This window comes from Pseudomonas grandcourensis, assembly GCF_039909015.1.
GTDB lineage: Bacteria > Pseudomonadota > Gammaproteobacteria > Pseudomonadales > Pseudomonadaceae > Aquipseudomonas > Aquipseudomonas grandcourensis.
Window position 1 is genome coordinate 4,218,099 of record NZ_CP150919.1, and the last position, 17,852, is coordinate 4,235,950.

The following is a 17,852-nucleotide window of genomic DNA, read 5'->3' on the forward strand; positions in this document are numbered from 1 at the left end:
GCAGGCTCGCTCCTACAGGTTTCCCGGCATGCTCGACCGCAAGACCCGTGACCAACTCGATCGCCTCCATCAGCTCATGGCGGTTCAGCCGTTTGCCGTGCTGACCGGTGCCGGTATCAGCACGCCCTCGGGCATCCCGGATTATCGCGACAACCAGGGCGTGCGGCGTGGCCGGCAGCCGATGATGTACCAGGAATTTCTCTCGGCGCCGGAGTCCCGGCGACGCTATTGGGCGCGGGCGATGCTCGGCTGGCCGAGGGTGCGTCTGGCGCAGCCGAACGAGGCCCACGACACCCTGGCCCGTTTGCAAGACACGCGGCAGATCAGCGGCTTGATCACCCAGAACGTCGACACCCTGCACGACCAGGCCGGCAGTCGTGACGTGATCGAACTCCACGGCAGCTTGCACCGGGTGTTGTGCCTGGATTGCGGCCAGCGTAGCGAACGCGATTCGATCCAGCACTTGATGGAAACACAGAACCCGTACCTGGCCGGCATCGATGCGGTGCAGGCGCCGGACGGCGACACCTTGCTCGACCCGGCTTTCGAGGCGCGCTTCCAGGTCCCGCACTGCCCGCATTGCGCAGGGGAACGGATGAAGCCGGACGTGGTGTTTTTTGGCGAGAACGTCGCACAGGCCACGGCGGCCAGGGCGATGGCGACCGTCGAACAGGCTGCCGGGCTGTTGGTGGTCGGCTCGTCGCTGATGGCCTATTCGGCGTTTCGCTTGTGCCGGGCGGTGGTGGATCAGGGCAAGCCGTTGATTGCGATCAATCTGGGCAAGACCCGGGCCGATGAAATGCTGGATTTGAAGATCGAGGGGGCGTGTGAGCGGTTGTTGCCGTTATTGGCGAAGCTACTTGGCAACTGACGAAACCCGATCCATGTGGGAGCGAGCTTGCTCGCGATGAGGCCAGCACATTCAGAAAATTTACTGGCTGATCCACCGCCATCGCGAGCAAGCTCGCTCCCACAGGGTCCAGCATTAATTTAAGAGGAGTTTTTCCCCAAATTTTTCCTCTTTCAGCACATCAAACAACGCCTGCGCCGCCGCCGACAACTCTCCCCCCGGCAACGTCAACACCCCCAGCGCCCGCTCTACAACCGGGTCGCGCAAGGTAATGCAACGCGCACCCAGTTCACGCATCTGCCCGGCGCACAAGGCCGGCACCGCGCTCACCCCCAGGCCACTGGCGACCATGCGCCCGACCGTCGCCAGTTGATGGCTTTCAAACTCCACCGGCAGCTTCATGCCGCGGGCCTGCAAATGTTCTTCCAGCATCACCCGCACCGTCGACGGACGCTGCAAGGTAATGAACGGCTCCTTGAGCAGGGTCTGCCAGTCGATGTCATCGAGTTCGGCCAGCGCCGAATCCAGGGGCACCACCGCAACGAATCGGTCGATGTACAACGGCGTGAATTGCAGCGACGAGCTCTGGGTCGGCTCGAACGCCACCCCCAGTTCCACCTGGCGGTCACGGACCATTTCCAGCACTTGCTCGTTGATCACGTCATTGACCGTCACGTTGACATTCGGATAACGGGCGCGGAAGGTCTTGAGGATCGGCGGCAGCAGGTTGCCGGCGAACGACGGCATCGCCGCCAGGGTCACGCGACCGCGCTGCAGGGTGAAGCGCTGGCGCAACTCATCCTCGGCATTGTCCCAGTCGGCGATCAACCGGCGCGCCAGCGGCACCAGGGATTCGCCTTCGGCCGTGAGCGCCACGTTGCGCGTGGTGCGGGTGAACAAGCGCCCGCCCAGGCCCTCCTCCAGCGCCTTGATGGTCAGGCTCAGGGCCGATTGCGACAGGTGCAGGCGCTCGCAGGCCACGGCAAAGCTCAGGCTCTGGGCCACGGCCAGAAAGGCGCGGATCTGCTTGACTGTCATAGTCATTGTCTCCAAAGCGGTACATTGTTGAGTTTTATCTATCAATCAACATTAAAAATCAACTTAACAAATGAATCTTGCGGCGAGACACTCAACCCATTCGGCTAGCCAGCCGCCCACAAAGAATAAAAGAGGTGCATATGGCAGGTTTCGACAAGCGCGTGAGTTCCTACGAGGAAGCTCTGGCAGGTCTTGAAGACGGCATGACCGTGATCGCCGGCGGCTTCGGCCTGTGCGGGATCCCGGAAAACCTGATCAACGAGATCAAGCGCAAGGGCACCCGCGATCTCACCGTGGTTTCCAACAACTGCGGCGTCGACGGTTTCGGCCTGGGCGTACTGTTGACCGACCGCCAGATCAGCAAAGTGGTGGCGTCCTACGTCGGCGAAAACAAGCTGTTCGAAGAGCAACTGCTCAAGGGCGAAATCGAAGTCACCCTGACCCCGCAAGGCACTCTCGCTGAAAAAATGCGCGCAGGCGGCGCCGGCATCCCGGCCTTCTTCACCGCCACCGGCGTTGGCACTCCAGTCGCCGACGGCAAGGAAGTCCGCGAATTCCATGGCCGCAAGTACCTGATGGAAGAATCCATCACTGGCGACTTCGCCATCGTCAAAGGCTGGAAAGCCGACCATTTCGGTAACGTGATCTATCGCCACACCGCGCAGAACTTCAACCCGCTGGCCGCTACTGCCGGCAAGATCACCGTGGTCGAAGTCGAAGAAATCGTCGAACCCGGCGAGCTGGACCCGGCGCAGATCCACACCCCTGGCATCTACGTCGACCGGATCATCTGCGGCACGTTCGAGAAGCGCATCGAACAGCGCACCGTGCGTAAGTGATCCCCTGCCCCCGGACCGAATGAAGGAATAACGACAATGGCACTTTCCCGCGAACAAATGGCTCAACGCGTCGCCCGCGAAATGCAGGACGGCTTCTATGTGAACCTGGGCATCGGCATTCCGACCCTGGTCGCCAACTACATCCCCGAAGGCATGGAAGTCATGCTGCAGTCGGAAAACGGCCTGCTGGGCATGGGTCCGTTTCCTACCGAAGAAACCATCGATGCCGACATGATCAACGCTGGCAAGCAAACCGTGACCGCACGGACCGGCGCGTCGATTTTCTCCTCCGCCGAGTCCTTCGCGATGATCCGCGGTGGTCATGTCGACCTGACCGTGCTGGGCGCCTTTGAGGTGGACGTGCAAGGCAACATCGCCTCGTGGATGATCCCCGGCAAACTGGTCAAGGGCATGGGCGGCGCGATGGATCTGGTGGCCGGCGCCGACAACATCATCGTCATCATGACCCACGCGTCCAAGGACGGTGAATCCAAGCTGCTGTCCCAATGCAGCCTGCCGCTGACCGGCGCCGGTTGCATCAAGCGCGTGCTGACCGACCTGGCCTACCTGGAAATCGAAAACGGCGCGTTCATTCTCAAAGAACGTGCACCGGGTGTCAGCGTCGAAGAGATCGTCGCCAAGACTGCCGGTAAACTGATCGTGCCGGACCACGTGCCAGAAATGCAGTTCGCTGCCCAGTGAGGAATCATTCCATGCAAGAAGTCGTCATTGTTGCCGCCACGCGCACCGCGATCGGCAGCTTCCAGGGATCCCTGGCCAATGTGTCCGCGGTTGACCTGGGCGCTGCGGTGATCCGCCAGCTGCTGGCACAAACCGGCCTGGACCCTGCGCAAGTCGATGAAGTGATCATGGGCCAGGTACTGACCGCCGGCGCCGGGCAAAACCCTGCGCGCCAGGCTGCGATCAAGGCCGGCCTGCCCTTCGCCGTGCCGGCCATGACCCTGAACAAGGTCTGCGGCTCCGGTCTCAAGGCCCTGCACCTGGGCGCCCAGGCGATTCGCTGCGGCGATGCCGAGGTGATCATCGCCGGTGGTCAGGAAAACATGAGCCTGGCCAACTACGTCATGCCTGGTGCCCGCACCGGTCTGCGCATGGGTCACGCACAAATCGTCGACACCATGATCAGCGATGGCCTGTGGGACGCGTTCAACGATTACCACATGGGCATCACCGCCGAGAACCTGGCCGAGAAGTACAGCCTGACTCGTGAGCAACAGGACGCGTTCGCCGCCGCCTCGCAGCAGAAAGCCGTGGCCGCCATCGAAGCCGGGCGCTTCGTCGATGAAATCACCCCGATCCTGATCCCGCAGCGCAAGGGCGATCCGTTGTCCTTTGCCACCGACGAACAGCCACGGGCCGGCACCACCGCCGAATCCCTGGGCAAACTCAAAGCCGCCTTCAAGAAGGACGGTTCGGTGACCGCCGGCAACGCTTCGTCGCTGAACGACGGTGCCGCCGCCGTGATCCTGATGAGCGCTGAAAAGGCCAAGGCCCTCGGTCTGCCAGTACTGGCGAAAATCGCTGCCTACGCCAACGCAGGCGTCGATCCGGCGATCATGGGCATCGGCCCGGTGTCGGCCACTCGCCGCTGCCTGGACAAGGCCGGCTGGAACATCGACCAGCTTGAGCTGGTTGAAGCCAACGAAGCTTTCGCCGCGCAATCCCTGGCGGTGGCCAAGGACCTGGAATGGGACTTGAACAAGGTCAACGTCAACGGCGGCGCCATTGCCCTGGGTCACCCAATCGGTGCCTCGGGTTGCCGCGTGCTGGTGACCCTGCTGCATGAAATGCTCAAGCGTGACGCCAAGAAAGGCCTCGCCACCCTGTGTATCGGTGGTGGTCAGGGCGTGGCGCTGGCGCTCGAACGGGCGTAAGCCAACAGCGTTCAACAGACGGCGCGGGGACCCACGAAGATCCGTGACCGTCTGGAAAAACACCCGGTGCGATGCAAGTCGCACCGGGTTCTTTTTGCCTGCGTTTTTTCGGGAGAACAGCGTTATCGTTCATCGCGGGCTGCCCAAAAAACGTATGCGCAAAGGCCTTTCGCACAAATCCCAAAGGGCCTGAATTTTGTATACAAGATTCTCATACACATAAAGCAATCCAATCGATGCAATGTTACCGTTGCCACCTCAAACAGGTCGGAGACGTGCGCGTGTTGATCCTCAAACTGCTGGTGATCCCAGGCTTCCTGCTACTGATTTCCCTGGCTGGCAAACGCTGGGGGCCGAGCGTGGCCGGTTGGTTGTCGGGGTTGCCGGTGGTAGTCGGGCCGATCCTGTTGTTCCTCGCCCTCGAACAAGGCCAGGGGTTTGCCGCGCAATCGGCCACCGCCGCGTTGTCGGCCATGTTCGCGATGATTGCCTTCTGCGTGACCTACGCCCAGGTCGCACAACGGGCCGGATGGCCACTGGCGCTGGTGATCTCGCTGTCGGTCTGGGCGCTGGTGGCGGTTGTCCTGTCACTGATCCCGACCTCCCTGGTGTTTTCGGTGTGTGCCGCCGCCACCGCGCTGCTCGCCGCACCGTACCTGTTCCCCACCGTGCAACCGGTGCTCAGCGGCCCGACGCCGAAATCCGACAAGCTCTTGCTGCGCATGGTGGCCGGTGCATTGCTCACCCTGGTCGTCACTTTGCTGGCCAGCACCGTCGGCGACCGTTGGAGCGGCCTGTTGGCAGTGTTCCCGGTATTGGGCAGCGTGATGGCGGTGTTCTCCCAGCAAACCCGTGGCCCGGCTTTTACCGCCGCGCTGCTGCGCGCCACCGCCACCGGCATGTACTCGTTCGCCGCCTTCTGCCTGGTGCTTGCCCTGACCCTGCCGACGCTGGGGATGAACGCATTTGTGCTGGGCGTCGCGGTGTCAGTGGCCATGCTGGGCGTGACCAAACGCTTGCTGGCACGGCCGGTCGGCCCGACGACGGACACTGGAGGAACCGTCAAAGCACCGAAACACGTTCGATAATTTCGCACGACTAGAACAACAACCTCGCACGTCAATCGAACGGGTTTGCTTCAACATCGACCTCAGTTCCAACCCCTACCCGACTGAGGCCTGCACCATGAAATTCTTTTTCCACCCGTCACCGAACCCGATGAAAGTTGCCCTGCTGCTCGAAGAGCTGCAAACACCCTACGAACTGATCGGCGTCGATACCTTCAAGGGTGAGCAGCACCAGCCAGATTTCCTGGCGATCAACCCGAACGCCAAGGTACCCGCGCTGGTGGATGGCGATGCCAGCGTGTTCGACTCCCAGGCGATCCTGCTGCACCTGGCGCAGAAACATCAGCGCTTCCTGCCGACCTCCGTTGCCGGCCAGGCCGAGATGCTGTCGTGGTTGATGTTCATCGGCACCGGCCTGTCGCCGTTCTCCGGCCAGGCGGTGCACTTCCTGCATCACGCACCGGAAGATCTGCCCTACGCGAAAAACCGCTATTTCAAGGAAGTCGAACGTCACTACCGCATTCTCGACGAGCGCCTGGCCCAGCATCAGTACCTGGCGGGCGACACCTACAGCATCGCCGACATCGCGTTGTGGGGCTGGGCCAACTACGCGCCCTACATCCTTGGCGAAAACGGCCTGGCGGCCTACCCGAACGTCAAGCGCCTGTACGATGAGATCAGCGCCCGCCCGGCCGCCCTGCGTGCCCACGGCCTGAAAGAGCAATTGGTGCTCAAGGCCGAATTCGACGAAGAAACCCGTCGCAACCTGTTCCGGCAAAACCAGGCGTAATCCGCCGGTTCCAGCCTTCGAGGGTGATGAAATGAGTGATCAATGTGGCGAGGGGGCTTGCCCCCGTTGGGTTGCGTAGCAACCCCAAAATCTCGGCAACGGTCGAAGACTTTGGGAGCGCTTCGCACTCCAACGGGGGCAAGCCCCCTCGCCACAGGAAAGCGACCTCACCCAAATGACCGCTCGGTAGAGCACACTGGAACGCATCACAACCTCCGTGGGATGATCGCGCCCCACCGCGCGCCCATCCCTGGAGATTCCGATGTCTTTGTTGAGTAAAAAAGCCCTTGTCCTGCTGCTGGCAGCCGCTACCGGCCTTGGGGCTTTGAGTGCGCAGGCCGCCAAGGCCACTTCCAGCGATGCGCCCGCCCAGAAAGTCTCGATGCTCGGCAGCAAGTTCACCTTCAACCTGCCCAAAGGTTTCATCGCCAACCCGCTGCCGGCCAGCCCGGACGGTGCCAGCGGCACCCTGTACAGCAACGAGACCACCAAGACCGTGGTGATCGCCGCTGAAAACACCCTGCCCAACGGTATCAGCGTCAAGGACAACGACGGCGTGTTCCTCGACGGCACCGTGGCCGACTTCGAAGCGGCGCAACACAAATCCCTGCCCGACTACAACAAACTCAGCGAGAAAAACCTGACCCAGAAAGCCGGGCTGGGCCTGCGCCAGGTCGACGGCACTGCCACGCAGGGCGGTGGCATGACTCTCACCACCACGCTGATGGCGGCATCCGGCACCCGCATGGCGGTGATCCAGGTGATTTCCCGTCCCGGCGACATGGCGGCCCACGAAACTCTGATCAAACAGATCGTCAGCGGAAAATGAGTCTCAGGGGTTGAGGCGCTGCAACCAGGCGCTCAAATCCTGTATCTCGTTGGCGCTGATGTTATGACCGACACCGGGGTAGGCGTGAAACTCGGGTTCGAGTGACACGCTCTGCAGCAGGCTGTTGGCTTCGGTGCCGTCGCTCAATGGCAAGCGTTTGTCCTGTTCGCCATGACCGATGAAAATCGCCAGCGACTGGCGTTTTTCATCCGGTTGGAGCTCGGACTTGAGCACCGGCAGAATCCGTCCGCTCAACGCAGCGATCCCACCGAGCGCCTCGGGATGCCGCAGGCCTGTTTCGTAGGACATGATCGCGCCCTGGCTGAAGCCGACCAGGAACACCTTCTCGGGTTCGGTGTGATACTTCTTCGTGGCCTGTGCGACGAATTCCAGCAGCAACTGGCCGCTGGACTTCAGATCATCGGTCTCGCCGTTGTAGGCCCCTTCGCCCTTCTTGCGGAACCACTGATAGCTGCCCGCCTCCATCACCAAGGGTGCCCGCACCGACAGGTAGGTGTAGGACACAGGCAAGTCATCCTTGATGCCGAACAGGTCCTGCTCGTTGCTGCCGTAACCATGCAGGAAAATCACCAGGGGTTGATGGTTCGAATCGGCGTTGGCCTGCTCCAGGTACTTGAGCGGCAAGTCGGATTGCAGCGGGGCTTGGGCGTGGACGGCAGTGGATAGCAGGAGCGTGAGCAGCGCGAGAATCTTCAACATGGGTCTTCCTTCACGGAATGCAGGATTCGCGCACGAGCCTATCACTGTGAAGCAGGCAGGGACATCTCAGGCGTGACCGATGCCGCCTTCGCGAGCAGGCTCGCTCCCACATTTGAAATGCATTCCACTGTGGGAGCGAGCCTGTTCGCGAAGAGGCCAGTACAGACAAAGAAATTCCGGGATCAGTCGTTGATCAACTTGCCCACCCGAATCGGCTCGCGCCCGGCGACCTTCGCCTGCCAGCTGCCTGGCTGTGTGTAGCGCCCACGGTCGATGGCGAAAAGCACGCCACTGGTGCCGGCCTGCACGGTGGTGACCTTGTCGTTCAACGGGTCGACCACCTCGAACAGCGCATCGCCCTTCTCCACCCACTCCCCGGCCTCACGCAGGAAGCTGACCACGCCGTGATGCGGGGCGAACAGGTATTCGGTACCTTCGAGCGGCATGCCTTCACAGCATTCGGCCGGTGCTGCAGGCCAGGTGCCGGAAATGAATCCCTGTTCGGCGAGGAACCCGAGGATGGCTTCGCAATTGGCCTGGGCCTGGTCGACCCGGGTGTCGCCCATGCTGCCCAGCTCCAGGGTGGTCGCCAGGTTGGCCGGTGGAATCGCCGCCGCCGGGAACGCCCTGGCCAGGCGCAGCCATGGCGAAGAACAGGACTCATCGAACGAGCTGCCGCCGGAGTCTTCACACAACAACGCCACGCCGGCCTTCAAGCGCGCCGCCAGGGATTGCCATTGCGGCCAGTGCTGCGGCAATGCGTAGATGTGGATGGCTGCGTCAAAGTCGCAATGCAGGTCGAGGGTGATGTCGGCGTCGCAGGCATGGCGCAGCAACAGGCGGTGCATGGCTTCCAGCTGCGATGGCGCTGCCGGCAAGCCGTCGAGGACCTGGCCCATGGTCTGGCGAATCAGCGCGATGTTGGCCTGGGCATCGCTGCCGAGACGATCACCGATCAACGCGGCCACCGGCGCACTGAGTTCGACGAACGAGCGGTTGAAGTTCTTGCCGCTGCCCAGCTCGAAACGCCCCAAGTGGCTGCCTTGCAAGTGCTGGTCGAGGCCAATGGGATTGGCCACCGGCACCAGCTCGATCACACCCTTCAATTGTCCCTGTTGTTCAAGTTCGGCCAGGCGTTTCTTCAGTTCCCAGGCGGTGCGCATGCCCGGCAATTCGTCGGCGTGCAGGCTGGCCTGGATGTACACCTTGCGCGTACCCGCGCCATAACGAAAAACGCTGAGGGTGCGCTCGCTGCCCAGGTGGCTCCAGGGCAGTTTGTGATCGATGCGTTGCATGGGGGGACTCCTGATGTCTGTACGGTGAGACCTGTGCTGAAAATGATTGCACAAAAAAAATGGCAACCGCGTCTGACGGTTGCCACTTTTCCAAACGGCTGGATTACTCGCCGTAAACGTCAAACTTGAAGTACTTGTCCTGCACTTGCTTGTACTTGCCGTTGGCGCGGATTTCGGTGATAGCGGTGTTGAATTTCTCGGCCAGGGCGGTATCGCCCTTGCGCACGGCAATGCCGGCGCCGCCACCGAAGTATTTCGGATCGTTGTACTCAGGGCCGACGAAGGCAAAACCTTTACCGGCGTCGGTTTTCAGGAAACCGTCATCCAGGTTGACCGAGTCGGCCAGCAGCGCGTCAATGCGGCCGGACACCATGTCCAGGTTGGCTTCCTGCTGGGAGCCGTAGCGCACCAGGACAATCCCTGCCGGTTGCAGCACTTCAGTGGCGAAGCGGTCGTGGGTACTGGCGCGCAACACACCGACTTTCTTGCCCTTGAGTTCGGTCAGCGGGTCCTTGACGTCGCTGCCTTCCTTCATCACGAAGCGCGCCGGGGTGTGGTAGTACTTGATGGTGAAATCGACGTTCTTCTTACGATCGTCAGTGATGGTCATGGACGACAGGATGGCGTCGATTTTCTTGACCTTCAGCGCAGGGATCAGGCCGTCGAACTCTTGCTCGACCCAGGTGCACTTGACTTTCATCTGCTCGCACAGCGCGTCGCCGATATCCACGTCGAAACCGGTGAGTTTGCCGTCAGGGGTTTTCATCGAGAATGGCGGGTAGCCGGCTTCGATACCGATGCGGATCGGCTTGGCGTCTTCGGCCACGGCGGTCAGGGACAACATCGACAGTGCCAGGGCACCGAACATCACTAGCTTCTTCATTTATAACTCCTGTGTGCGGAGGCTTTTATTGGCAGCTTCGATTGGCAGCGTTCGGTCATCGCTTCGTGAGCGGGAACCGAAGTGGCCGGCAGTCTAGAGCGGCTACAGGAGGGTAAATTACGCCGAAGCGACAATTATTTACAGAAAAGTAGCACCTGGAGGGAGGCGTCGAGGTGAGTGCGCCATGACAGTGCAATGTCTGTCAGATATATCGCAATTTCAGACCAGACTTACAGGTTTTACGGCTGCATCCGACAGAACAGGACGACTGGCGATGCCCGGTGTTTTGCGGCACATTGAGCGCCCTTGCGTCCCATCGAGAGTAGCGTGATGCCCACGTTGAACCTGATCCAGCACCACCCCGCCGAAGGTCCGGGCGCCATCGCCATCTGGGCCGAATCCCGAGGGCTGACGCTGAAGGTGTTTCGCGCCGACCTCGGCCAATTGCCGTCCGTCAGCGCCGATCCCGTGATCCTGTTGGGCGGGCCTTATGAATCCAATGCCGGCCCGGCCTGGCTGGAAGCCGAGCGGCAATGGCTCAGAGGCGCTCTCGATCAGGACGCGGCTGTGTTCGCCATTTGCCTGGGGGCACAGTTGCTGGCGTTGAGCCTGGGCGGGAATGTACGGCGGATGGACCAGAGCGAAACCGGATGGACCACCGTGAGCTTTATCGATGGGCAAACGCTGAAGGTGCTGGAGTGGCACGAAGACGCCATCGACCTGCCGCCTGCCGCGCAGCTGTTGGCCGGCAGCGAACACTGCGCGCAGCAGATGTACCGCGCCGGGTCGACGCGGCTGGGGTTGCAGTTTCATCCGGAGTGGAACGCCGAGTCGGTGGCCATGCTCAATGCGCATTTTGGCGATGAGTCGCCGTTGCCACGGGGGCCGCAAGAGACTGAGGCTTACGCAGCAGTGGCCAAGTGGTTAGAGGCGACGCTGGATAAGTGGTGGGCGGCCACTTCCTTTCGCTGAAATACATACCTGTGGCGAGGGGGCTTGCCCCCGTTGGGTTGCGCAGCAACCCCAGAATATCGGTAATAGTCGAGAGTTTTGGGAGCGCTGCGCACTCCAACGGGGGCAAGCCCCCTCGCCACAGGGATCAATGGTGTTTGAAGATCAGCATTCACAACCAAACACTGCACGGGCAGGCCGATGCTCAGTGACACTCAACTCAAACCCTTCATCCAACCACCCGGTCACGCCGCCGATCATCTCCTTGACCGGATACCCCAGGGCCGCCAGTTTCACCGCCGCCTTGTTGGCGCCGTTGCAGTGTGGTCCGGCGCAATACACCACGAACAAGCTGTTCTTCGGATACCCCGCCAAACCTTCGGCGCTCAGCAGGCGCCCGGGAATGTTGATCGCTCCCGGTACGTGCCCGCGTTCGAACGCCAGCGGGCCACGAACATCCACCAGAATGAAATCGACTTCGCCAGCCTGCTGGCTGCCGTGGACGTCGGAACAATCGGTTTCGAAGGTCAGACGGTTGCTGAAATGCATCAGGGCGATGGCCGAGGGGGCGGCGGGAATTTCGCGAACCAGGCTGGTCATGGGCTGTACTCCAAAGAAGCGGTGGGTGTGGGAAGACTTTATCCGCCAGACACAAGCGGCTACAGTGGCGCACAAGACACTCACCGGGAACTTTCCGCCAAATGCAGCCCACCCCAGGAACGGTCGCGATTCTGGCCTACGATGGCCTCTGCACCTTCGAGTTCGGTATTGCCGTGGAGATCTTCGGCCTGCCACGGCCTGAATTCGATTTTCCGTGGTACGAGCATCGTATCGTCGCGGTCGATCAAGGCCCGATGCGTGCCATGGGCGGCATCCAGGTACTGGCCGATGGCGGCATGGAATTGCTCGCCGATGCCCGCACCATCATCATTCCCGGCTGGCGCGACCGCAGCGCCGCAGTGCCGGCGGAACTGATCGCCGCCCTGCGCCAGGCCCATGCCCGGGGGGCGCGGTTGCTGTCGATCTGCTCCGGCGTTTTCGTCCTCGCCGCCACCGGGTTGCTCGACGGCCACGGCGCGACCACGCACTGGCGCTATACCTCGGAACTGGCCGAGCGCTTTCCCGGCATCCTCGTGGACCCGGACGTGCTGTATGTCGATTCCGGCCAATTGATCACCTCCGCTGGCAGCGCGGCAGGTATCGATGCCTGCCTGCATCTGGTGGCGCGGGATTTCGGCACCCAGGTGGCCAATTCAGTGGCGCGACGCCTGGTCATGTCGCCGCAACGCAGCGGTGGCCAGGCGCAATTCATACCGACGCCGGTCAGCCCTACACCGCGCAGCGATCTTTCCCGCGTCATGCAGTGGGCTCGTGAGCGTTTGCACGAACCACTGGAGGTGCGCGACCTGGCCAGCGAAGCCGCCATGAGCGAACGCACCTTCCTGCGTCGCTTCACCGAAGCCAGCGGCCAGTCACCGAAAACCTGGTTGCAGCACGAACGACTGGGCCGCGCCCGCGAACTGCTGGAAAGCAGCGACCAGAACACCGAGCAGATTGCCGAGCGTTGTGGTTATCGCTCGGTGGAAAGCTTTCGGGTGGCCTTTCGAACGGTGGTGGGCGTGCCGCCTTCGGTGTATCGGGAGCGGTTTGGGCGTGGGGGCAATGCTGGTTTTTGAGGTGTTCTCAAGGCTTGCGCAACAAATAAGTATCCATGATCCAGCCATTGGCCAGCCGCGCCGCCTTGCGCACCCGTTCGATTTCATCCGCCACATCCTTGAGTTTGCCGCGGATCAGGATTTCATCCGGCGTCCCCAGATAGGCCCCCCAGTAAATCTCGGTGTCCTGATCCACCACCTGCTGGTAAGCATCCTGGGCATCGAGCATCACCACCAGGCTGTCGGCATCGCTCACCTGCCCTGCCGCAAGGCGCCGGCCGGTGGTGATCTCAACGGAGCGGCCAATCTGGTTGAGCGGCACCTTGTGTCGGGCCGCCAACGCCTGGACGCTGGTAATGCCGGGGATCACCTCGAACTCGAACCCACAGGCGCCCGAGGCCTGGATCGCCTGAAGGATACGGATGGTGCTGTCGTACAACGCAGGGTCGCCCCACACTAGGAAACCACCACACTGGCTGTCGGACAGTTCTTCATTGATCAGCCGTTCGAAGGTCTGTTGTTTGGCCAGGTTCAAGTCGTCGACACTGGTCTTGTAGTCCACCTCACCGCGCTCGCGCTCAGGGCTGTGGGCTTCGACAAAACGGTAATCGCGGCCGGTGATGTAGCGTTCGCAGATTTCACGGCGCAGATCGATGAGTTTGTCTTTGCTCTGGCCCTTGTCCATGAGAAAAAAAACATCGACCTGATTCAGCGCCTTCACCGCTTGCATCGTGATGTAGTCGGGGTTGCCGGCACCAATCCCGATGACCAGGAGTTTTTTCATCACAGCAAGTCCTCGGGGTCGGTGCCCGGCAAGCGCAGCCGCCAGCGGCCATGGAACCGCAACTCGACAGCCGACAGGGGCTCGACGTCGATCAGGCTGGACGATGCCCCCTGCAAAACCTGCGTCAACGCGGCGCGGATGACAAAGGGATGGGTAATGGCCACGATGTGCCCCGGCGTTGACTGCACCGCTGTCAACCACGCACTCACCCGCTCGCCCAGTTGCAGCAACGACTCACCACCGTGGGGCGCCGAAGCCGGGTTCTCCAGCCAATCCTGAAGCACCTGGGCTTGAGTCTTTTGCAAATCGCCGATGCGTTCACCGCCCCAACGCCCGAAGTCGCAGTCCCTCAAGGCGTCGACAATTTCCGGCGCGCTGCCGAACAGTTCAGCGGTTTGCCGGGTGCGCAACTCCGGGCCGCAGACAAGGCGTGGAGCGCCCTTGAACTGGTTGCAACGGGAAAGCCTGAGCGCTTGCCAATCCATCTCCAGAGGTTCATCCAGAGGAAAACGCGCCAATTTCTGTGCGACGGTTCGCGCATGGCACATCAGGGTTAAACGGGTTGCCTGCACCAGCAATGACTCCAGGGATGGAAAGGAACAACGGCGTCAGGTGACCGCCATCGCGCAATTGTGCCGCAAGAAAGCAGGCCCGGGTGTTGTTTAATTTTCCAGCTGGAAACGGATTCCTTCAGTCATTTCCTGCCAGATTTTCTGTCATGGCTGACCGCAACGCAGGCAATCACCTACAAGACTTTACGACATCGGCGTAGCCCCGTGGGGCAGGCACTTTGCCCCTTTTTCGGGCACGAGCAGACCACACGAAAATTCACTAGACAGGCAGTACGCGATAATTAAATACTCCTTTCAACGGACTGTTAAAACACTTGCCACGCTCATCCAGCAGGAGCCCGGATGCCTTTTGTCGAACACCCGATCAACGCGTCTGGCCAGGCATCGCCTGCGGCCGAACCACCCGCTCCTCGTTTAATGCGGTCCATCCCGGGAATCATCCGATAAGAAAAAGAGTGGCGCCTGACAACGTTCAGATGACCACCGATTTAATGTGCGGAAAAACCGACAGTGATAGTCAGATTCGGCTCCAATCGCCGAATCGTTTGATACAGGAGTGTCTCCATGCTGGTCTTGCGTCCAGTCGAGTTGGCCGACCTGCCCCAGTTGCAGAGGCTCGCCCGTGAAAGCCTCGTGGGCGTCACCTCCCTGCCCGACGACAGCGAACGGTTACGCGAAAAAATCCTCGATTCCTGTGCCTCGTTCGAAAAGGACGTGCAGGCTCATGGCCCGGAAAACTATTTCTTTGTGCTCGAAGACCTGACGACACGGCAACTGACCGGCTGCTCGGAAATCCTCGCCACGGCCGGGTACAACGAGCCGTTCTACAGCCTGCGCAACCGGCACTTCACCAGTGCCTCGCGGGAACTGAACATCGAGCACGGCGTACCGGCCTTGTCGTTGTGTCAGGACCTCAGTGGCCACACCTTGTTGCGGGGCTTCCATATCGACGCCGCGCGGGTACGTAGCGCGCATTCCGAACTGCTGTCGCGGGCGCGCCTGTTGTTCATCGCCGCCCACGCCCGGCGTTTTTCCGACACGGTGATCACCGAGATCGTCGGCTACAGCAGTGATGAAGGCCACTCGCCATTTTGGGACGCCGTGGGCAAGCATTTCTTCGACTTGCCCTACGTCGAGGCCGAACGGCTTTGCGGCCTGCAGAGCCGCACCTTTCTCGCCGAACTGATGCCGCAGTATCCGATCTACGTGCCCATGTTGCCCCAGGCGGCACAGGACTGCATCGGCAGCATCCACCCCGATGGCCAGGAAGCCTTCGATATCCTCGAACGGGAAGGCTTCGAAACCAACAGTTACATCGATCTGTTCGATGGCGGCCCGACCCTCTATGCGCGCACCTCGGGCATTCGCTCCATCGCCCACAGCCAGTGCGACGTAGCGCAGCCTGGACCGGTGATCGATGCCCGTGGCAGCTTTCTGGTGAGCAACGAGTCCTTGACGGATTATCGGGCCATCGTCGCTGATCTTGATTACATCCCCGGGCAACCCGTGACGCTGGACGCCGCCATGTGCGAGGCGCTGAAGGTGACCGAGGGCAGCACGATCAGGCTGGTTGCCCTGTGAACGCTCACCAGATTCAACGCCAGAGCACACGCGCACAAGGAACAGCCGCATGATTGTCCGTCCGGTTCAGATCACCGACCTGCCCGCCCTGTTCGCGCTGGTGCGCCAGGCCGTTCCGGGGCTTACCAGCCTGCCGGCCGATGAAGAACGCCTGGCCCACCGGATTCGCTGGGCCCAACGCACCTTCGCCGGGCAGGTCGACCGGGCCGATGCCGATTACCTGTTCGTGCTCGAGGACGACGAGCAGCAAGTGGTGGGCGTCAGCGCCCTGACGGGGGGCGTCGGTCTGCGCGAGCCCTGGTACAACTACCGGGTCGGACTGACAGTCAGCGCTTCGGCGGACCTGGGTATCCAGCGCCAGATCCCGACCCTGTTCCTGAGCAATGAATTGACCGGGCAATCGGAAGTCTGCTCGTTGTACCTGCGCCCCGATCAGCGCCAGGGCAGCAACGGCCGTTTGCTTTCCCTCGCACGCCTGTTGTTCGTGGCCGAGTTTACCCAGCTGTTCGGCAACCGGCTCATCGCCGAATTACGCGGCAGCGCTGACGAACGAGGTGGCTCGCCGTTCTGGGACAGCCTCGGCCGGCACTTTTTCAAGATGGATTTCAGCCACGCCGATCACTTGTCCGGGCTGGGCAACAAATCCTTCATCGCCGAACTGATGCCGCGCCAGCCGCTGTACACCTGCCTGCTCACCGAACAGGCCCAGGCGGTGATCGGCAAGGCCCACCCCAATACCGAACCGGCCCTGAAAATCCTCAGCGCCGAGGGTTTTGCCCACAAGGGCTACATCGATATCTTCGACGGCGGGCCGGTCATTGAAGCCCCGGTTTCCGGGATCCGTACCGTGCGCGACAGCCAACCCTTGTCACTGGCCATCGGCTCGCCGGACGAGAAAGCGCCCCTCTGGCTGATTCACAACCGCCGCCTGGAAAACTGTCGCATCACCTGCGCCCCGGCCCGACAGGTGGGCAACAGCCTGATGGTTGATCGCCTGACCGCCAAGCGCCTGCAGCTGCAACCCGGTGATTCGGTGCGCGCCGTGCCGCTGCTTGATCAGCGGCAACAGGCCGTGGCGGCGTGACCTATCAGTTCCATCGCTGCGACGTCAATCGGCCTAACCCAGCAAATTCGTCATCATTCTCCCCCGGCGCGCGTGATAGCCTTTTATTTCTTCGGCGTTGACACTTTTGCTCAAGCCCTTCCATTCCATTGGTGGAACTCATATGTCCAGGCTTTCCCATCAAGATTTGCGCCGCAATTTTCGCCAACTGTTCGCCTCCAACACCTGCTACCACACGGCCTCGGTGTTCGACCCGATGTCCGCCCGCATCGCCGCCGACCTGGGTTTCGAAGTCGGGATCCTTGGGGGTTCGGTCGCCTCGCTGCAAGTGTTGGGCGCCCCCGACTTTGCGCTGATCACCCTCAGCGAATTCGCTGAGCAGGCCACCCGCATCGGCCGAGTCGCCCAGCTGCCGGTGATCGCCGACGCCGACCACGGCTACGGCAACGCGCTCAATGTCATGCGTACGATTGTCGAACTCGAACGGGCCGGCGTCGCTGCGCTGACCATCGAAGACACCCTGCTGCCCGCGCAGTTCGGCCGCAAATCCACCGACCTGATCACGGTCGCCGAAGGCGTCGGCAAGATCCGCGCGGCGCTCGAAGCCCGCTGCGATTCGGAAATGGCAATCATCGCCCGCACCCACGCCGGGATTCTGCCGGTGCAGGAAATCATCAGCCGCACCCGGCAATACCAGAGCGCCGGGGCCGACGGGATCTGCATGGTGGGCATCAAGGACTTCGACCATCTGGAGCAGATCGCCGAGCACCTGAGCGTGCCGCTGATGTTGGTGACCTATGGCAACCCGCTGCTACGCGATGACAAGCGCCTGGCCGAACTGGGTGTGCGCGTGACCATCGACGGCCATGGCGCGTACTTCGCCGCGATCAAGGCGACCTACGACAGCCTGCGCGAGCAACGCCAGATCCTCACCCAGACCTCGGACCTGAGCGCCACCGAGCTGACGCACACCTACACGCAACCCGAGGAATACATCCGCTTTGCGGAAGAGTTCATGAGCGTGAAGGAGTGACGGTTTA

At 61.6% G+C, this 17,852-nt stretch carries 19 protein-coding genes; 12 read left to right on the plus strand and 7 right to left on the minus strand.

The features are described from left to right. Positions 1-28 precede the first annotated feature (28 nt). Positions 29-871: an NAD-dependent protein deacetylase gene (locus AABM52_RS18790; RefSeq protein WP_347907417.1), complete on the plus strand. Its 843-nt coding sequence runs from the start codon at positions 29-31 to the stop codon at positions 869-871. Positions 872-985: 114 nt separating this feature from the next. On the opposite strand, the gene AABM52_RS18795 is transcribed toward AABM52_RS18790, so the two are convergent. Further along, positions 986-1,888, minus strand: coding sequence for a LysR substrate-binding domain-containing protein (locus AABM52_RS18795; protein ID WP_347907419.1), 903 nt, complete (start codon positions 1,886-1,888; stop codon positions 986-988). Between the two features lie 140 nt (positions 1,889-2,028). Here AABM52_RS18795 and AABM52_RS18800 point away from each other — a divergent pair, with 140 nt between their 5' ends. From AABM52_RS18800 to AABM52_RS18825, 6 genes are all read left to right on the plus strand, one after another. Next, positions 2,029-2,727: a CoA transferase subunit A gene (locus tag AABM52_RS18800; protein WP_034150336.1), complete on the plus strand. Its 699-nt coding sequence runs from the start codon at positions 2,029-2,031 to the stop codon at positions 2,725-2,727. Positions 2,728-2,763: 36 nt separating this feature from the next. After that, on the plus strand, positions 2,764-3,429 hold the full coding sequence (locus AABM52_RS18805; RefSeq protein WP_008026717.1) for a CoA transferase subunit B: 666 nt from the start codon (positions 2,764-2,766) through the stop codon (positions 3,427-3,429). Positions 3,430-3,440: 11 nt separating this feature from the next. Then, the gene (locus tag AABM52_RS18810) at positions 3,441-4,622 is read left to right on the plus strand and encodes an acetyl-CoA C-acetyltransferase (protein WP_347907422.1); all 1,182 of its coding nucleotides are present in this window, start codon (positions 3,441-3,443) and stop codon (positions 4,620-4,622) included. Positions 4,623-4,903: 281 nt separating this feature from the next. Then, complete coding sequence (locus tag AABM52_RS18815) at positions 4,904-5,710, plus strand: hypothetical protein (RefSeq protein WP_347912654.1); 807 nt, start codon at positions 4,904-4,906, stop codon at positions 5,708-5,710. Positions 5,711-5,807: 97 nt separating this feature from the next. Beyond that, on the plus strand, positions 5,808-6,479 hold the full coding sequence (locus AABM52_RS18820) for a glutathione S-transferase N-terminal domain-containing protein (RefSeq protein WP_347907423.1): 672 nt from the start codon (positions 5,808-5,810) through the stop codon (positions 6,477-6,479). 262 nt (positions 6,480-6,741) lie between these two features. Then, a complete protein-coding gene (locus tag AABM52_RS18825) occupies positions 6,742-7,308 on the plus strand; it encodes a hypothetical protein (RefSeq protein ID WP_347907425.1) in 567 nt (188 codons plus the stop codon). 3 nt (positions 7,309-7,311) lie between these two features. Here the strand turns inward: AABM52_RS18825 and AABM52_RS18830 are convergent, their stop codons facing one another. From AABM52_RS18830 to AABM52_RS18840, 3 genes are all read right to left on the minus strand, one after another. Continuing rightward, positions 7,312-8,028: a dienelactone hydrolase family protein gene (locus AABM52_RS18830; RefSeq protein WP_347907427.1), complete on the minus strand. Its 717-nt coding sequence runs from the start codon at positions 8,026-8,028 to the stop codon at positions 7,312-7,314. A gap of 182 nt (positions 8,029-8,210) precedes the next feature. Beyond that, positions 8,211-9,323 carry a succinylglutamate desuccinylase/aspartoacylase family protein gene (locus AABM52_RS18835; protein WP_347907429.1) on the minus strand — a complete coding sequence of 371 codons (1,113 nt, stop codon included), beginning with the start codon at positions 9,321-9,323 and terminating at the stop codon, positions 8,211-8,213. A gap of 103 nt (positions 9,324-9,426) precedes the next feature. After that, a complete protein-coding gene (locus tag AABM52_RS18840; protein WP_150752940.1) occupies positions 9,427-10,206 on the minus strand; it encodes an ABC transporter substrate-binding protein in 780 nt (259 codons plus the stop codon). Positions 10,207-10,536: 330 nt separating this feature from the next. Between AABM52_RS18840 and AABM52_RS18845 the strand changes: the two genes are divergently transcribed. Continuing rightward, on the plus strand, positions 10,537-11,178 hold the full coding sequence (locus AABM52_RS18845; protein ID WP_347907431.1) for a type 1 glutamine amidotransferase: 642 nt from the start codon (positions 10,537-10,539) through the stop codon (positions 11,176-11,178). Positions 11,179-11,322: 144 nt separating this feature from the next. On the opposite strand, the gene AABM52_RS18850 is transcribed toward AABM52_RS18845, so the two are convergent. Further along, the gene (locus AABM52_RS18850) at positions 11,323-11,757 is read right to left on the minus strand and encodes a rhodanese-like domain-containing protein (protein WP_347907432.1); all 435 of its coding nucleotides are present in this window, start codon (positions 11,755-11,757) and stop codon (positions 11,323-11,325) included. Between the two features lie 101 nt (positions 11,758-11,858). On the opposite strand from AABM52_RS18850, the gene ftrA reads away from it, so the two are divergent. Next, positions 11,859-12,833: a transcriptional regulator FtrA gene (ftrA, locus tag AABM52_RS18855; RefSeq protein ID WP_347907433.1), complete on the plus strand. Its 975-nt coding sequence runs from the start codon at positions 11,859-11,861 to the stop codon at positions 12,831-12,833. A gap of 7 nt (positions 12,834-12,840) precedes the next feature. Here ftrA and cobF read toward each other — a convergent pair whose 3' ends face one another. After that, positions 12,841-13,596 (minus strand): precorrin-6A synthase (deacetylating), encoded by a 756-nt coding sequence (gene cobF, locus AABM52_RS18860; RefSeq protein WP_347907434.1) that lies wholly within the window; start codon positions 13,594-13,596, stop codon positions 12,841-12,843. Beyond that, the gene (locus AABM52_RS18865; RefSeq protein ID WP_347907435.1) at positions 13,596-14,168 is read right to left on the minus strand and encodes a histidine phosphatase family protein; all 573 of its coding nucleotides are present in this window, start codon (positions 14,166-14,168) and stop codon (positions 13,596-13,598) included. Before AABM52_RS18865 ends, cobF begins: the two co-directional genes overlap by 1 nt. Before the next feature lie 564 nt (positions 14,169-14,732). On the opposite strand from AABM52_RS18865, the gene AABM52_RS18870 reads away from it, so the two are divergent. The 3 genes from AABM52_RS18870 (at position 14,733) to AABM52_RS18880 (ending at position 17,845) form a co-directional block, all read left to right on the plus strand. Beyond that, positions 14,733-15,749 (plus strand): arginine N-succinyltransferase, encoded by a 1,017-nt coding sequence (locus AABM52_RS18870; protein WP_347907436.1) that lies wholly within the window; start codon positions 14,733-14,735, stop codon positions 15,747-15,749. A gap of 49 nt (positions 15,750-15,798) precedes the next feature. Beyond that, on the plus strand, positions 15,799-16,833 hold the full coding sequence (gene astA / locus AABM52_RS18875) for an arginine N-succinyltransferase (RefSeq protein ID WP_347907437.1): 1,035 nt from the start codon (positions 15,799-15,801) through the stop codon (positions 16,831-16,833). A 142-nt stretch (positions 16,834-16,975) separates the two neighbouring features. Then, positions 16,976-17,845 (plus strand): oxaloacetate decarboxylase, encoded by an 870-nt coding sequence (locus AABM52_RS18880; protein WP_046043248.1) that lies wholly within the window; start codon positions 16,976-16,978, stop codon positions 17,843-17,845. Positions 17,846-17,852 lie beyond the last annotated feature (7 nt).

What these genes read in the sequence shown, in the direction of transcription:
- AABM52_RS18870 (WP_347907436.1), top strand. Translation starts at nt 14,733, where the DNA reads ATGCTGGTCTTGCGTCCAGTCGAGTTGGCCGACCTGCCCCAGTTGCAG.
- AABM52_RS18795 (WP_347907419.1), bottom strand. Translation starts at nt 1,888, where the DNA reads ATGACAGTCAAGCAGATCCGCGCCTTTCTGGCCGTGGCCCAGAGCCTG.
- AABM52_RS18880 (WP_046043248.1), top strand. Translation starts at nt 16,976, where the DNA reads ATGTCCAGGCTTTCCCATCAAGATTTGCGCCGCAATTTTCGCCAACTG.
- AABM52_RS18825 (WP_347907425.1), top strand. Translation starts at nt 6,742, where the DNA reads ATGTCTTTGTTGAGTAAAAAAGCCCTTGTCCTGCTGCTGGCAGCCGCT.
- AABM52_RS18790 (WP_347907417.1), top strand. Translation starts at nt 29, where the DNA reads ATGCTCGACCGCAAGACCCGTGACCAACTCGATCGCCTCCATCAGCTC.
- AABM52_RS18845 (WP_347907431.1), top strand. Translation starts at nt 10,537, where the DNA reads ATGCCCACGTTGAACCTGATCCAGCACCACCCCGCCGAAGGTCCGGGC.
- AABM52_RS18835 (WP_347907429.1), bottom strand. Translation starts at nt 9,323, where the DNA reads ATGCAACGCATCGATCACAAACTGCCCTGGAGCCACCTGGGCAGCGAG.
- AABM52_RS18830 (WP_347907427.1), bottom strand. Translation starts at nt 8,028, where the DNA reads ATGTTGAAGATTCTCGCGCTGCTCACGCTCCTGCTATCCACTGCCGTC.
- ftrA (WP_347907433.1), top strand. Translation starts at nt 11,859, where the DNA reads ATGCAGCCCACCCCAGGAACGGTCGCGATTCTGGCCTACGATGGCCTC.
- cobF (WP_347907434.1), bottom strand. Translation starts at nt 13,596, where the DNA reads ATGAAAAAACTCCTGGTCATCGGGATTGGTGCCGGCAACCCCGACTAC.
- AABM52_RS18810 (WP_347907422.1), top strand. Translation starts at nt 3,441, where the DNA reads ATGCAAGAAGTCGTCATTGTTGCCGCCACGCGCACCGCGATCGGCAGC.
- AABM52_RS18805 (WP_008026717.1), top strand. Translation starts at nt 2,764, where the DNA reads ATGGCACTTTCCCGCGAACAAATGGCTCAACGCGTCGCCCGCGAAATG.
- astA (WP_347907437.1), top strand. Translation starts at nt 15,799, where the DNA reads ATGATTGTCCGTCCGGTTCAGATCACCGACCTGCCCGCCCTGTTCGCG.
- AABM52_RS18840 (WP_150752940.1), bottom strand. Translation starts at nt 10,206, where the DNA reads ATGAAGAAGCTAGTGATGTTCGGTGCCCTGGCACTGTCGATGTTGTCC.
- AABM52_RS18820 (WP_347907423.1), top strand. Translation starts at nt 5,808, where the DNA reads ATGAAATTCTTTTTCCACCCGTCACCGAACCCGATGAAAGTTGCCCTG.
- AABM52_RS18800 (WP_034150336.1), top strand. Translation starts at nt 2,029, where the DNA reads ATGGCAGGTTTCGACAAGCGCGTGAGTTCCTACGAGGAAGCTCTGGCA.
- AABM52_RS18850 (WP_347907432.1), bottom strand. Translation starts at nt 11,757, where the DNA reads ATGACCAGCCTGGTTCGCGAAATTCCCGCCGCCCCCTCGGCCATCGCC.